Genomic DNA, 15,005 nt, shown 5'->3' on the forward strand with positions numbered 1-15,005 from the left:
TCCTTAGCATTTACGCAGATAAGTGAGCGAATCCCGGTATGCCTGAGCCGGATCATCGGCGCGAACACGGCACTCATATACCACGTAACCCTGGTAGTTATCCGCACGCAGCTGATCGAACAGGCTGGCAAAATCGATGCTGCCGCTGCCCGGCTGGTAGCGGTGATTATCGGCGATGTGCACATGGCCAAGCAGATCGCGGTTCCGATGCAGCGCATCCGTCAGCGAGTCTTCTTCGATGTTCATATGATAGAAATCGCCGATGATCTGCATATGCTTCAGGCCGTTCTCTTCGATGTATCGACGCGCGTCTGCCAGGGTATTAATCATATGATCCTGATAGCGGTTCAGCGGCTCCAGATAGACGGTGGTTCCGGTGCGCGCTGCCACCTCATCCAGCCAGCGCAGCGAAGCACTCACCGCTTTGCGGTCGCCTTCAAGGCTGCGTGGAGAGGTCATTGGCGGCAGTCGAAAGGTAAACATCCCCCACGCGGCAGGCACGATAATGCCCTTACCGCCCACCTCAGCCAGCGCTTCCAGAATGCGTTCAATCTGCTGTAATCCGTTCAGACGGCGCTCTTCGATGAAGTCGCCGATCCAGCCATCGTATCCACCGCAGGCCGTCGTCACTGGCAGACCAGTGGCTTTGATGGCCGCTTTCACCTCGGCGAGGTTTTCCACCAGCAGCTTGCCGTCAATTTCGTAGCCATCAAACCCCATCGCTTTGATGTACTCGAATTTCTCCATGATATTGACCGGGAAAAAAGCCTGGTTCTGTGTTGCGATTTTCATGATTTGCTCTCCTTAGCTTAAAAAGTGACGCCCATTTTGATGCTCAGTTCCGGATGCTGGTCCACATATTTCATGTAGCTTTCAGCGCTGGTGGTGAAGGTCACAACCGGGTCGATCAGATCTTCACAATTGATATAACCGTTCATCAGCAGTTCCCAGCAGGTCTCTTCGATACGCTTGCGGCTCCAGCGCGGATAGTCCGGGTTTGGTTCGCTGCAGGCGCGGGAGAAGACAATCTTCGCGTTATTGAAATGCGCCTCGCGGCCGAGGTTAAAGCCTTCAGCGAACGGTTTCGCGAAGGCTACGTAGGAGATGGTGCCGCCGTAGGCGAGCCCGCGCAGCGCGGACTGCAGCGCATCGGCAAAACCACTGGTTTCGATGATCACGTCCGCGCCCTGCTTGCCGGTCAGCTTTTTGATTTCCAGGCCGACATCGGTGCCGATTGGGTTCAGGCAGTGGTCCGCGCCGTGACGACGGGCGATCTCGCAGCGGTGTTCGATTGGATCAACGCCGATAACCACTGACGCACCGGCTTTTTTAGCCAGCTGAATCGCAATCTGCCCGATTGCTCCCAGACCGACCACGACGACAAAGTCGCCCACGCGGACGTTGGCATCACGCACGCCGCTCATGGCGAACTGCGCCGGATCGTAGCAGACGGCGTTCTTCCAGGACGCGCCCTGCGGCATTTTACGCAGCTTATAGTTGTTCACCGCGTTGACGATGACCGTTTCCTGCAACGGGCCGTAGCAGCAGACAAGATCGCCGATCTGGTAATCCGTCACGTCCGCACCGCATTCAATAATGTCGCCAACAACCATGTTACCCAGCTGGAACTTACCGAACTCAATACCGCGCGCTGCGCCCTCTTCACGCGGCGTGAACATCTGCCACTCCGCGTTGAATTCTTCATCAATAAACGGGCTGGCGGCGCGGAAATCCACCACTTCTGTACCGTGTTTTGGCGCGCCAAAACGGGCGCGAATTTTTACTTCATGGACTGCAACCGGACGATCTTCATATTCCACCAGCGCCGCCACGCGTGGCGCTGTCGCAACTAATTTTTTCATGACTGACTCCTTGTTAATATTGGCCGCCTCAGCCCTTCACGCCACCGGCGGTCAAACCACTTTTAATAAACCGTTCAGACAGGGCGTACATGATGACCACCGGAAGCGCCGTCACCAGCGATGCCGCCATCATGCGACCCCAGATATAATCTGGCGTGCTAAAGAGCGTGTTCAGCCCGACCGGCAAGGTGAAATTGCCAGAGCTGGACAGGAAAATTGACGCAAACAGGTAGTCGTTCCACGCCACCATAAAGCAGTAGACAAACACCGATACGAGTCCTGAGATCGCAAGCGGGACGGTGATGCGAAAGATGATTTGCAGGCGGTTGAGGCCGTCCATCATCGCGGCTTCTTCGATTTCGTCCGGGATGGTGTCGAAATAGCTGCGCAGCATGAACACCGCTGTCGGCAATGTCTGGGTCACCATGGTGACGATCAGCGCCAGCTCGGTGTCGTAGATCCCGAGGGCGGTGATGATTTTGAACAGCGGCACCACCAGCAAGATCCCTGAGAACATATATACGGTGTAGAAGCTTGCATTGATCGTCGTGCGTCCTTTAAAACGCAGTTTGGACAAGGCATAAGCACCCAGCGTGCCGAGAAATAGGGCAATCACCGAGGAGGTCAGCGATACCACCATGCTGTTTTTGAAGTAATCCACAAACGGGAAGATCAGCGGGTTAAAGATGTCGATGTAATGCTGCAGCGTCCACTCCTGGGGCAGAATGGTCGGATGGAGCGAGATTGCCTCTTTCGCACTCTTAAACGACGTCATTAGCATCACGAAGAACGGGAACAGCGTGATAACCAGAAACACCGCCAGCCCCAGATAAAAACCAATACGGCTCAGTACGCGTTTATTTGTTGCCATTGAGGTTTACCCTTTTTCTGGTCAGCAGAATCACCGCGAAGATGATCACGAACAGCACGACGGAGATCGCCGCAGCTTTACCCAGGTCATTGAAAGCGAATGCGGTTTTGTAGAGGTAGACGCCCAAAATATCGACCTTAGTAGTCAACAGGTAGACATCCGCAAACATGTAGAACATCCAGATAGTGCGGAGCGTCACCACCGTTGCCAGCACCGGCATAATCGCGGGCAGCGTAACGATTCGAAAACGCTGCCAGGCATTCGCGCCGTCCATTTCCGCCGCTTCATACAGGGATTTATCAATGGTCTGTAAAATCGCCAGGAATGAGATAAACGCGTACGGGAAGTAACGCCAGATGGCGAACAGCACCACCAGTACAAAACTGCTGCCAGGATTGTCGAACCACAGGGGCGTCTGGTCATAAAGATGCAGCAGGTCAACGCCCAGATAGTTCACGATGCCGTAGCCGTTGTTGAACATGTATTTCCATGCAAACACCAGCGAAATGGACGGGGTGACGTAGGATAAAATCACCAGTGAACGTGCCGTTTTCCGCAGACGAAACTCCCGGTTAAAGAAGATGGCGACGGCAAGCCCCAGCCCGGTACTGCCGAGCACGACTAGCGCGGTGTACCAGAACGTCATCCACAGCGAGTGCCAGAAGGCGGCATCGCTGAGGATGCGAATGTAATTATCCAGCCCGACAAACACAGCGCTAATGCGCGGGTTAAGCGGCAGTCGTAAGAAACTGATTTCAATATTGGAAATCATTGGCCAGGCCACCAGGCCCCCCAGCAAAATCAGGCTGGGGGCCAACAGCAGCATGGCGAAAGGCATATCTGAACGACCAGAAAACAACGTCTTCATAATTTCCTTCCGCAGAGCGCTCCTATCGTTGTGAAATAAGATCAGTCAGTCGCTTCTGGCTGCTGCTTAACGTTGTATTAAGGTCCTTCTGCCCCACCGTGACGTTATGCACCATGGAACTGATAATGCCGGAGCCCGTTACATCGCCCATGCGGGTGAAGTTTTTATCCCCAACCGCGCCAAATACCTGCACGTTCGGGAACTGCGCAATCAGTTCATAAGGCAGTTGCCCAAACGCTTTAATCACGTCGTTGTTTTTCCAGGCATCGGTGCCCACCACTAGCTTGTTCACCGGCAGTGCCGCGCCAGGCGACATCATGACCCAGTCCGTCGCGTTTTGAGCCTGTTCCATCCAGGTCACAAACTTCTCGGCCGCTTCGGTCTCCTCTTCAGTTTGTCCGGTGGTGATCGTCAGGGAGGTGATCATGCCGTACACCGCCGATGACTTTTCAGTCGGGACAACGAAGCCCAGGTTAGAGGGGTTTCCGTCCTTGTAGACGGCAGGCAGGATGTAGGTGGAGTAAACCGCCATAGGCGCTGAACCGTTCATGAAGGCGTCTTTGATCTCCATGACATCGTTTGAACCCGGCATGGTGGTCGCGGCCAGCGCTTTATAAAACGCCAGGGCTTTTGCCATTTCCGGGGTATCGATATCGACGTTCCCTTTGGCATCAAACACGTTTGCGCCGCCGGAAAGCGCAAACTGAGAGAACGACTGCTCGGTCATCACGCTTTCAGCTGTCGGCAGCGCGATGCCGTAATGCTTTTTAGCCGGGTCGTTAAGGCGCTGGCTGGCTTGCAGTAGCTGTTCCCAGTTATGTGGCTCCTGAATGCCCGCCGCGGCCAGCACATCTTTGTGATACCAGACGCCGGAAAGCCAGGCGCTGACCGGCACGCCCGTCCAGGCTGAACCGTCTTCCGTACGAACAACACGCAAGATGCCGTCATAGAAAGTGTTTTCGCCCACCGCTTTAATGGCTTCGCCGATAGCTTTGCGATCCAGCAGCTGTTCCTTGTCCATTACTTTTGCGTAGTCATGGCTGACCTCAATCACTTCAGGCAGCGCGCCGGTTCTCGCCAGCGTAATCACCTTGGTGTTGTAGGCATCCTCTTCCACCGGTACCTGTTTTACCGTGATGCCAGGATTCTCTTTCTCGAACTTTTCGATCAGCTTCGTGATAACCGCCTGACGCTCCTGCTCGACTGATGAGTGCATAAACTCAATAGTGACAGCGGACTTTTTGTCATCCTTACAGCCTGATAACAAAGCGCACGAAACCAGTGCTGAAATCAGCACAATTCTGGGCATTTTCATTTTTAAGGTCCTTTTTAGTTTTCTTTAATCCACAACACCTGCCATGGATGTAGGGTCAGCGTTTTATCTGTAATAACTTCTCCTGAAATCAAATCCGTTCCGGATTGAATATCGGAACCCACCGTTTGAATGCCATCACTGAAATTAAACAGCGCCGTTATTTTCTCGCCACAATCCGCCACGCGAACGATTTTTAAAACATGTTCACCTGACGCACTAAAATAAGCCTGACTGTCAGGGTGGAATGCTTTTTCCGCACGTCGCAGCGCGATTAACTGGCTTAACGCACAATAGACCTGATAACGCAGACTGCTTTTATCTTCAAGCGCACTATCAATTTGTCCTGCGGTATATTTCTCGCGATTTATCGCACGGTTATATCCCAGGCGTTTAACACCTGCATAATCATTACGGGAGCCGAGAATACTCTGGATATAAACAGCAGGCACGCCGGGGAAGCTTAAGAGGACGGCATGCGCCAGAATAAACCGGGCAATGCGTTCGCTATCATGACTTTCTCGCGTACTCAAAGCATCCAGATAGGTCACATTAATTTCATACGGGCTTCGTGTGCCATCCGGGTTATTTTTCCAGTTAACCAACGCACCTTCAGCCTGAAGTTTTTCCACAAGCGAGAGGATTTCCGACTCGGGTAAAATTCCGCGTAACGGATTCAGACCAATCCCGTCATGCGAGGCCAGGAAGTTAAACCAGGTCGTTTTCGTGGAAGGCAACGTCAGCGACGTCGCCCACTGGCTCAGCGTACGGACGTCCTGAGAATGCACCGCGTGCAGCACCAGCGGCGGCAAAGAGAATTGATAAACCATCTGCGCTTCATTTTCACCGTCACCGAAGTAAGCAACGTTATCTTTATGCGGAACATTCGTCTCGGTGATAATCACCGTGCCCGGGGCGACAGCCTCGGTAATGGCGCGGAAAAGCTGGATGAGCTGATGGGTTTGCTTAAGATGAATGCAGGTTGTTCCGGGTATTTTCCACATGAAGCCCACAGCATCCAGACGAATGTATCGCGCCCCTTCAATCAGGTAATGCAGCAGCACGTCGACCATCGCAATCAGTACCTGCGGGGAGGCGAAGTTGAGATCAACCTGGTCCTCGCTGAAGGTAGTCCACAGGTATCGCACGCTGCCATCATGCAGTGTGAAAGGCGTAAGAAGCGGTAAGGCACGCGGACGCGTCACCGCGGATAAATCTGTATCAGGATCGACAGAAATAAAGAAATCGTCATACCCTGGCGTTTGCTTCAGGTAATTAGCGAACCATTTGCTTTTGGCTGACATATGGTTGCATACGAAATCAAACATTAAACTGGCTGACTGTTTTAATTCGGCAACGTCTCGCCATGTTCCGGTTTCAGGTGCAACCTCATGATAATCACTAACAGAAAATCCGTCGTCAGAAGACCATGGATAAAAAGGCAAAAGATGGACATGAGAAAAAGAACGAGAAAGCCATTTGTTATAAAAACGTGTAAAAACAGGGAGTGCTTTCTCCCCTTTCGCTGAAAACTGGTCGGCATAGGTTATCAGAACGACATCTTTTTCATCCCAGCCCATTTTACGTTTTTCTGTAATAACAGAGGCGGCCTTTCCGATATTTTCCAGCAGCACATTTAAATGGGCTTCAGAAAACGTTCCCCCGTAAACAAGATTAATGAGTTCTTTAATTTTTGGATTCATTTCATTTTCCATGGTAGCGGTCCCACGAAGTGGCAATCTACTCCCATGAAAAATATCTGTCAACGGACCGGGGAGGTGAAAAAGGTGATTGCAAAGCAGCTCAGCACAATATTGTGAGCTGCCGCAAAGAAAGAACGGGTAAAGAGGAAATGCGGTGAGCTATCGCCAGTCCCTCGCCCGTCAGGGAAAGGACTAGCGCCAGCGGGAATTATTGGGATAAGTAGCGGCGAGAAAGCCGTTTTGCCACCTTTTGCAACAGCGGTTCGAGCGCCACGGCCAGCACCATTCTGATCGGCTTGCGGGCAACGGATTTGATCGCCCAGCCCGCCACGCCTGCCGGGCCGAACCGTAACGCGGTCAGCAGGACCAGTTTACCTGCGATTTTCAGGCCGGGTTTTACCTTCTGACCGGCCTGTTGCCAGTGTTGTTTCATCTCATCTCTCTCTTAAAGCTGACGAAAACGACTTCTCAGCGTAAAGGTATCCGACGTGACATAGCGTTCCATTTCCCGTAACCGCTTCTCACCGGCGGCGAGTTGCGCATCAACCGCATTGAGAAGATCGCTGCTGGTTGGGGCCCCCTCCGCAGCCAGCTCTCCTTCCGGCATCGGGTCAAGAACAAACGACAGCACGATATAAGCTACCAGGGTGATAAATGCCAGACCAAAGAAAATCGACAGCACCGTCACCACGCGTACCAGCTTAACCGGGACGTCAAGATAATGAGCCAGCCCGGCACAGACGCCGCGCACCATGCCCTGCTGTGGAATTCGCCACAGCTTTTTGTTCAGATTCAGTCCAGACATTAACGGTCCCTCCAGTTTGGATGTTCAGCATCCAGGATGGCTTCCAGCGCCTGAATGCGTTCGCGCATTTTGTTCGCCTCATCGGAGAGCTGTACCAGACGCTGTTGTTCACTCTGGGAAAGTTCGCCCCGTGAAGAACGGTTGCTATAGTGCAGCCACAGCCAAATCGGCAAAACGAACAGCACGAAAATTGTCAGGGGAATGGCCAGAAAAAGCGCGCTCATGTGTACTCCTTGTCTTACGATGCGGCACGTTCAGGTGCCGCAGGAATTATTATTGGTTGTCTTGCTTCATTTTGGCTTTCAGTGCCGCCAGCTGCTCGCTGATTTCATCATCAGCCTTCAGGTCGGCGAACTGTTGATCCAGCGACTTCTGCTTACCGATGCCGTGGCTTTCGGCTTCGGCTTCCATCTGATCGATCCGACGTTCAAACGATTCAAAACGGGCCATCGCTTCATCCAGCTTACCGCTGTCCAGCTGACGACGCACGTCGCGGGAGGAGCTCGCAGCCTGGTGACGCAGGGTCAGCGCCTGCTGACGCGCACGGGTCTCGCTCAGCTTGTTTTCCAGCTCGCCAATCTCTTTCTTCATACGGGTGAGCGTGTCGTCCACCAGCGTCACTTCATGCTCAAGCGTCGCGACCATATCAGCCAGCTTCTGTTTTTCGATCAGCGCCGCACGGGCCAGATCTTCTTTGTCTTTGCGCAGCGCCAGTTCCGCTTTTTCCTGCCATTCGTTCAGCTGAGCGGTAGCCTGTTCAATGCGACGCGTAAGCTGTTTTTTCTCCGCCAGCGCGCGGGCGGAGGTTGAACGCACTTCAACCAGCGTGTCTTCCATCTCCTGAATCATCAGACGCACCAGCTTCTGCGGATCTTCCGCTTTCTCAAGCAGTGAGTTGATGTTGGCATTCACGATGTCGGCAAAACGAGAAAAAATACCCATAATCTAATCCTCATAGTTCTGTTATCGGGCTATGCCCTGCTGTACTGATAATACAAACATCATGCCAACTTTTTATCTTATTGATTTAACTGAGCATGATTGATTTTTATGCAATGAAGGATTACTCTTTCCTGGTGAATATCGCTAAGGAGTGGTTAATTTCATCATGCCTGGATACAAAGACAATTTACTCGGCGAAGCAAACAGCTTTCTCGAAGTGCTGGAACAGGTCTCTCGCCTTGCGCCGCTTAACAAACCGGTGCTAATCATCGGCGAGCGCGGTACGGGTAAGGAACTCATCGCCAACCGTCTGCACTATTTATCCGGGCGCTGGGACGGCCCCTTCATTTCCCTGAACTGCGCGGCGCTGAATGAAAACCTGCTCGACACCGAGCTCTTCGGCCATGAAGCGGGTGCATTTACCGGTGCCCAGAAACGCCATCCAGGACGATTTGAGCGCGCCGACGGCGGTACGCTGTTTCTGGATGAACTGGCCACCGCGCCCATGCTGGTGCAGGAAAAACTGCTGCGCGTGATTGAGTACGGCGAGCTGGAGCGCGTCGGCGGTAGCCAGCCGCTGCAGGTGAACGTGCGCCTGGTGTGCGCCACTAACGCCAACCTGCCGGAGATGGTGGCGGAGGAGAAATTCCGCGCCGACCTGCTCGACCGCCTGGCCTTTGACGTCGTTCAGCTTCCTCCGCTGCGCGAGCGCAAAAGCGACATCATGCTGTTGGCAGACCAGTTTGCGATTCAGATGTGCCGCGAGCTCGGACTGCCGCTCTTCCCCGGCTTCAGCGATTATGCTCGGGAGACGCTGCTGGCTTACCACTGGCCGGGAAATATCCGCGAGCTAAAAAACGTCGTGGAGCGTTCCGTCTATCGCCACGGCAGCAGCGAGACCGAGCTGGACAACATCATTATCGATCCTTTTCAGCGCAGCGCGACGCCGCTGCCGGCACCAGCGTCTTCAGGCGATCTCCCCTCTCTGCCTCTCGATTTACGCCAGTTCCAGCACGACCAGGAGAAACAGCTGCTGGAGCACAGCCTTAAGACGGCGAAATATAACCAGAAACGGGCGGCTGAACTGCTGGGTCTGACCTACCATCAGTTAAGAGCGTTGCTTAAAAAGCATCAAATGCGCTGACAATATCAGCACTTACCATAGACATTTTTACGAAGCAGGCGTAAGTGCGATACACTTTGCAGATCGAACCTAAAAACCTTAAAAATTATGCGTCTGGTTTTATCGTCCTTTTTTGCACTTGGTCTGTTTAGCAGCCTGGCCTTTGCCGCGCCCGGGCAAACGCCGCAGCCTGACATTCGTGACAGCGGCTTCGTCTATTGCGTAAGCGGCCAGGTGGATACCTTCAACCCGCAAAAAGCGGGCAGCGGCCTGATTGTGGATACCCTTGCCGCGCAGCTTTACGATCGTCTGCTTGACGTCGACCCGTACACCTACCGTCTGGTGCCCGAGCTTGCGGAAAGCTGGGAAGTGCTGGATAACGGGGCAACCTACCGTTTTCACCTGCGCGATGATGTCGCGTTCCAGCGCACGCCGTGGTTTACCCCCTCGCGCAAGCTGAATGCGGATGACGTGGTCTTTACCTTCCAGCGTATCTTCAACCGCAACCACCCGTGGCATAACGTTAACGGCAGCAACTTCCCTTATTTCGACAGCCTGCAGTTTGCCGACACCGTGAAAAGCGTGCGTAAGCTGGACAACCGTACGGTTGAGTTCACGCTGACGCGCCCGGATGCCTCCTTCCTCTGGCACCTGGCGACCCACTATGCATCCGTCATGTCGGCCGAATACGCGGCTCAACTGACGAAGAAAGATCGTCAGGAACTGCTCGATCGCCAGCCGGTCGGCACCGGTCCGTTCCAGCTGGCCGAATATCGCGCCGGACAGTATATTCGTCTGCAACGCCATGAACACTTCTGGCGCGGTACGCCGCTGATGCCGCAGGTGGTGGTCGATTTGGGTTCTGGCGGGACCGGGCGTCTGTCGAAACTGCTCACCGGGGAATGCGACGTGCTTGCCTGGCCCGCGGCCAGCCAGCTCACGATTTTGCGCGACGATCCGCGCCTGCGCCTGACGTTACGCCCGGGGATGAACATCGCGTATCTGGCCTTTAACACCGATAAGCCACCGTTGAATAACCCTGCAGTTCGACACGCTCTGGCGCTGGCGATTAACAACCAGCGCCTGATGCAGTCGATCTACTACGGCACGGCGGAAACCGCCGCCTCAATTTTACCGCGCGCCTCGTGGGCCTACGACGGTGAGGCTAAAATTACGGAATACAATCCGGCAAAAGCGCGTGAACAGCTGAAAGCGCTGGGGGCGGAAAACCTGACGCTGCAGCTTTGGGTGCCAACCAGTTCCCAGGCGTGGAACCCGAGCCCGCTCAAGACCGCCGAACTGCTGCAGGCGGATATGGCGCAGGTGGGCGTCAAAGTGATCATCGTACCGGTTGAAGGCCGTTTTCAGGAGGCGCGCCTGATGGACATGAATCATGATTTAACCCTGACCGGCTGGGCTACCGACAGTAACGACCCGGACAGCTTCTTCCGGCCGCTGCTAAGCTGTGCGGCGATAAACTCGCAGACCAACTACGCCCACTGGTGTAACCGGGAGTTTGACGCCGTGCTGCAAAAAGCGCTGTCTTCCCAACAGCTGGCCTCGCGCATCGACGCCTATGATGAAGCGCAGAAGATCCTGGCCCAGGAGCTGCCGGTGCTGCCGCTGGCCTCTTCCCTGCGTCTTCAGGCCTATCGTTATGATATTAAGGGCCTGGTGCTGAGCCCGTTCGGCAACGCCTCGTTCGCCGGCGTATCGCGTGAAAAAGACCAAGAGGTGAAAAAACCATGATTATTTTTACCTTGCGTCGTCTCCTTTTGCTGCTGGTGACGCTCTTTTTCCTGAACTTTGTCGGCTTCAGCCTGAGCTATTTCACGCCCCACGCCCCGCTCCAGGGGTCGTCGCTGTGGGATGCCTGGCTGTTCTGGTTTAACGGGCTGCTGCACTGGGATTTCGGCGTATCCAGCATTAACGGGCAGCTTATTTCCGATCAGCTGAAAGAGGTTTTCCCGGCCACGATGGAGCTGTGCATTCTGGCCTTCGGTTTTGCCCTGATGGTCGGGATCCCCGTGGGCATGCTGGCCGGGATTTATCGCAACAAATGGCAGGATAAGTTTATCAGCGCCCTCGCCCTGCTCGGCTTCTCCATCCCGGTCTTCTGGCTGGCGCTGCTGCTGACGCTTTTCTTCTCGCTGACGATGGGCTGGCTTCCGGTTTCTGGCCGTTTTGATCTGCTCTATACGGTTAAAACGGTGACGGGATTTGCCATCATTGACGCGTGGCTGTCCGATTCCGTATGGCGCCACGAGATGATCGTCAGCGCCCTGCGCCATATGGTATTGCCGGTGCTGACGCTGGCGGTTGCGCCAACAACCGAAGTGATCCGCCTGATGCGCCTGAGCACCATCGAGGTGTTTGACCAGAACTATGTCAAAGCCGCCGCCACGCGCGGACTGTCGCGCCTGACCATACTGCGCCGCAACGTCCTGCACAACGCGCTGCCGCCGGTTATTCCGCGCCTGGGATTACAGTTTTCCACCATGCTGACGCTGGCCATGATCACCGAGATGGTCTTTAGCTGGCCAGGCCTGGGGCGATGGCTGATTAACGCCATTCGCCAGCAGGATTATGCCGCTATTTCTGCGGGTGTGATGGTGATTGGTTCGCTGGTCATTATTGTTAACGTGTTGTCCGATATTCTGGGTGCCATGGCTAACCCATTGAAGCATAAGGAATGGTATGCCTTACGATAACGTATACAGTGAAAAGCGCACGCCCGGCGTGCTGCGTACCGTGTGGCGTAAATTCTATGGTGACACCACGGCAATGATCGGCCTTTATGGCTGCGCCGGTCTGGTGTTGCTGTGCGTCTTTGGCTCGTGGTTTGCGCCGTACGGCATTGACCAGCAGTTCCTCGGCTATCAGCTGCTGCCGCCGTCCTGGTCGCGCTACGGAGAGGTCTCCTTCTTCCTGGGAACGGACGACCTCGGACGTGACGTGCTGAGCCGCCTGCTGAGCGGTGCGGCCCCGACGGTGGGCGGCGCGTTTGTGGTGACGCTCGCGGCCACGATCTGCGGGCTGGCGCTCGGTATTTTTGCGGGCTCCACGCATGGCCTGCGCTCGGCGGTGCTTAACCATATTCTGGATACGCTGCTGTCAATTCCGTCCCTGCTGCTGGCGATCGTTGTGGTTGCCTTTGCCGGTCCGCACCTGTCGCATGCCATGTTCGCCGTCTGGCTGGCTATCCTGCCCCGCATCGTGCGCTCGGTTTACAGCATGGTGCATGATGAGCTGGAAAAAGAGTATGTCGTCGCCGCGCGTCTGGACGGCGCGACGACCTTCAACATTCTGTGGTTTGCCGTGCTGCCTAACATCGCCTCAGGGCTGGTCACCGAGATCACCCGCGCCCTGTCGATGGCGATCCTGGACATCGCGGCGCTCGGCTTCCTTGACCTCGGCGCGCAGCTGCCGTCGCCCGAATGGGGGGCGATGCTTGGCGACGCGCTGGAGTTAATTTACGTAGCGCCGTGGACGGTCATGCTGCCGGGTGCGGCCATTATGGTAAGCGTGCTGCTGATCAACCTGCTGGGCGACGGTATTCGCCGTGCAATTAACGCGGGGGTGCAATAATGCCGCTTCTTGATATCCGCAACCTCACCATTGAATTCAAAACCGGTGAAGGCTGGGTTAAAGCCGTCGATCGCATCAGTATCACCCTCGCGGAGGGTGAAATTCGCGGGCTGGTGGGGGAATCCGGCTCAGGAAAAAGCCTGATTGCCAAAGCTATCTGCGGCGTGGCGAAAGACAACTGGCGCGTGACCGCAGACCGTATGCGGTTTGATGATATCGACCTGCTGCGCCTCTCCCCCCGCGAGCGGCGTAAGCTGGTCGGGCACAACGTCTCGATGATTTTCCAGGAGCCGCAGTCCTGTCTCGACCCTTCCGAACGCGTGGGTAAACAGCTGATGCAGAACATTCCCGGCTGGACCTACAAAGGCCGCTGGTGGCAACGCGTTGGCTGGCGCAAGCGTCGCGCCATCGAGCTTTTACACCGCGTCGGGATCAAAGACCACAAAGATGCGATGCGCAGCTTCCCTTACGAGCTGACCGACGGCGAATGTCAGAAAGTGATGATTGCCATCGCGCTGGCCAATCAGCCGCGCCTGCTGATTGCGGATGAACCAACGAACGCGATGGAACCCACCACGCAGGCGCAAATTTTCCGCCTGCTGTCGCGTCTCAACCAGAACAACAACACCACTATTTTGCTGATCAGCCATGACCTGCAAATGCTCAGCAAATGGGCGGATAAAATTGACGTGATGTACTGCGGGCAAACGGTCGAAACCGCGCCGAGTGAAGATCTGATCACCGCGCCGCACCACCCGTATACGCAGGCGCTTATCCGCGCTATTCCGGATTTTGGCAGCGCGATGCCGCATAAAAGCCGCCTGAATACCCTGCCGGGGGCGATTCCACTGCTGGAATCTTTGCCGATAGGCTGTCGTCTGGGGCCGCGTTGCCCTTATGCTCAGCGTAAATGTATCGAGACGCCACGCCTGACCGGGGCAAAAAATCATCTTTACGCCTGTCATTTCCCGCTGAACATGGAGAAAGAGTGAAATGGTCGAAACCTTACTGGAAGTGCGTAACCTGAGTAAGACCTTTCGCTACCGCACGGGGCTGTTTCATCGTCAAACCGTCGACGCGGTGAAGCCGCTGAGCTTTACGCTGCGTGAAAAACAGACCCTGGCGATCATCGGCGAGAACGGTTCCGGGAAATCCACCCTGGCGAAAATGCTCGCCGGCATGGTTGAACCGACTGCAGGCGAAGTGTTGATTGACGATCATCCTCTTACGTTCGGCGATTACTCTTTCCGCAGCCAGCGCATCCGCATGATCTTTCAGGATCCGTCTACCTCGCTTAACCCACGCCAGCGCATTTCGCAGATCCTCGATTTTCCGCTGCGTCTGAACACCGACCTGGAGCCGGAGGCACGCCGTAAGCGCGTATTCGAAACCCTGCGTATGGTTGGGCTGTTACCGGACCACGAAAGCTACTACCCGCACATGCTGGCCCCCGGTCAGAAACAGCGTCTGGGTCTGGCGCGTGCGTTGATTTTGCGGCCAAAAGTGATCGTTGCGGATGAAGCGCTTGCCTCGCTGGATATGTCGATGCGCTCGCAGCTGATTAACCTGATGCTGGAATTGCAGGAAAAACAGGGGATCTCGTATATCTACGTTACCCAGCATCTGGGAATGATGAAGCACATCAGCGATCAGGTGATGGTCATGCACCAGGGTGAAGTGGTTGAGCGCGGCAGCACCGCGGATGTGATGGCCTCCCCGCTTCATGAGCTGACGAAACGACTGATTGCGGGTCACTTTGGTGAAGCATTGACCGCCGATGCATGGAGAAAGGACCGCTAAGCGCGACGGCAAACAAAAATCGTCCCACTAAATTAGGGATTAAATAGACTTCATTCGCTATTTAATCCTTAACTCTTTCGTCTCCATCCCTGCTCCATATTTTATGCAATATCAATCAACAGTTCTTCTCC

16 protein-coding genes are annotated in these 15,005 nt (G+C 54.9%); 6 read left to right on the forward strand and 10 right to left on the reverse strand.

Going from position 1 to position 15,005, the window contains the following annotated elements; genetic code table 11:
- Positions 1 to 3: 3 nt before the first annotated feature.
- The 10 genes from LRM19_RS07710 to pspA form a co-directional block, all read right to left on the reverse strand.
- On the reverse strand, positions 4 to 792 hold the full coding sequence (locus LRM19_RS07710) for a sugar phosphate isomerase/epimerase family protein (protein WP_271368043.1): 789 nt from the start codon (positions 790 to 792) through the stop codon (positions 4 to 6).
- 17 nt (positions 793 to 809) lie between these two features.
- Positions 810 to 1,862, reverse strand: a complete 1,053-nt coding sequence (locus tag LRM19_RS07715) for a zinc-dependent alcohol dehydrogenase (protein WP_271368045.1) — start codon at positions 1,860 to 1,862, stop codon at positions 810 to 812.
- 28 nt (positions 1,863 to 1,890) lie between these two features.
- Positions 1,891 to 2,733, reverse strand: coding sequence for a carbohydrate ABC transporter permease (locus LRM19_RS07720; protein WP_271368047.1), 843 nt, complete (start codon positions 2,731 to 2,733; stop codon positions 1,891 to 1,893).
- Positions 2,720 to 3,601 carry a carbohydrate ABC transporter permease gene (locus tag LRM19_RS07725; protein ID WP_271368048.1) on the reverse strand — a complete coding sequence of 294 codons (882 nt, stop codon included), beginning with the start codon at positions 3,599 to 3,601 and terminating at the stop codon, positions 2,720 to 2,722. The genes LRM19_RS07720 and LRM19_RS07725 overlap by 14 nt, the downstream gene beginning before the upstream one ends.
- A 22-nt stretch (positions 3,602 to 3,623) precedes the next feature.
- On the reverse strand, positions 3,624 to 4,916 hold the full coding sequence (locus LRM19_RS07730; protein ID WP_133294559.1) for an ABC transporter substrate-binding protein: 1,293 nt from the start codon (positions 4,914 to 4,916) through the stop codon (positions 3,624 to 3,626).
- A 14-nt stretch (positions 4,917 to 4,930) separates the two neighbouring features.
- Positions 4,931 to 6,628: a sugar phosphorylase gene (locus LRM19_RS07735; RefSeq protein WP_271368049.1), complete on the reverse strand. Its 1,698-nt coding sequence runs from the start codon at positions 6,626 to 6,628 to the stop codon at positions 4,931 to 4,933.
- 196 nt (positions 6,629 to 6,824) lie between these two features.
- Positions 6,825 to 7,049: a phage shock protein PspD gene (gene pspD, locus LRM19_RS07740; protein WP_111965095.1), complete on the reverse strand. Its 225-nt coding sequence runs from the start codon at positions 7,047 to 7,049 to the stop codon at positions 6,825 to 6,827.
- Positions 7,050 to 7,061: 12 nt separating this feature from the next.
- Positions 7,062 to 7,421, reverse strand: a complete 360-nt coding sequence (gene pspC, locus LRM19_RS07745; RefSeq protein ID WP_008501237.1) for an envelope stress response membrane protein PspC — start codon at positions 7,419 to 7,421, stop codon at positions 7,062 to 7,064.
- The gene (pspB, locus tag LRM19_RS07750) at positions 7,421 to 7,645 is read right to left on the reverse strand and encodes an envelope stress response membrane protein PspB (RefSeq protein ID WP_023312045.1); all 225 of its coding nucleotides are present in this window, start codon (positions 7,643 to 7,645) and stop codon (positions 7,421 to 7,423) included. The genes pspC and pspB overlap by 1 nt, the downstream gene beginning before the upstream one ends.
- Positions 7,646 to 7,694: 49 nt before the next feature.
- A complete protein-coding gene (pspA, locus tag LRM19_RS07755; RefSeq protein WP_023617933.1) occupies positions 7,695 to 8,363 on the reverse strand; it encodes a phage shock protein PspA in 669 nt (222 codons plus the stop codon).
- Positions 8,364 to 8,529: 166 nt separating this feature from the next.
- Between pspA and pspF the strand changes: the two genes are divergently transcribed.
- The 6 genes from pspF to sapF all read left to right on the forward strand — a co-directional run bounded on the left by pspF (position 8,530) and on the right by sapF (position 14,874).
- Positions 8,530 to 9,507, forward strand: coding sequence for a phage shock protein operon transcriptional activator (gene pspF / locus LRM19_RS07760; protein WP_271368056.1), 978 nt, complete (start codon positions 8,530 to 8,532; stop codon positions 9,505 to 9,507).
- Positions 9,508 to 9,594: 87 nt separating this feature from the next.
- On the forward strand, positions 9,595 to 11,235 hold the full coding sequence (gene sapA / locus LRM19_RS07765; protein WP_115875366.1) for an ABC transporter substrate-binding protein SapA: 1,641 nt from the start codon (positions 9,595 to 9,597) through the stop codon (positions 11,233 to 11,235).
- Entirely contained in the window at positions 11,232 to 12,197 is a 966-nt protein-coding gene (gene sapB, locus LRM19_RS07770; protein WP_069719064.1) for a putrescine export ABC transporter permease SapB, read from the forward strand. Before sapA ends, sapB begins: the two co-directional genes overlap by 4 nt.
- Positions 12,184 to 13,074 carry a putrescine export ABC transporter permease SapC gene (gene sapC / locus LRM19_RS07775; protein ID WP_025913072.1) on the forward strand — a complete coding sequence of 297 codons (891 nt, stop codon included), beginning with the start codon at positions 12,184 to 12,186 and terminating at the stop codon, positions 13,072 to 13,074. Before sapB ends, sapC begins: the two co-directional genes overlap by 14 nt.
- On the forward strand, positions 13,074 to 14,066 hold the full coding sequence (sapD, locus tag LRM19_RS07780; RefSeq protein ID WP_248174393.1) for a putrescine export ABC transporter ATP-binding protein SapD: 993 nt from the start codon (positions 13,074 to 13,076) through the stop codon (positions 14,064 to 14,066). The genes sapC and sapD overlap by 1 nt, the downstream gene beginning before the upstream one ends.
- 1 nt (position 14,067) lies before the next feature.
- Positions 14,068 to 14,874, forward strand: a complete 807-nt coding sequence (gene sapF / locus LRM19_RS07785) for a putrescine export ABC transporter ATP-binding protein SapF (RefSeq protein WP_115875370.1) — start codon at positions 14,068 to 14,070, stop codon at positions 14,872 to 14,874.
- Positions 14,875 to 15,005 lie beyond the last annotated feature (131 nt).

The sequence above is a fragment of the Enterobacter sp. PI-10 genome (assembly GCF_027947695.1).
Taxonomy (GTDB): Bacteria; Pseudomonadota; Gammaproteobacteria; order Enterobacterales; family Enterobacteriaceae; genus Enterobacter; species Enterobacter vonholyi.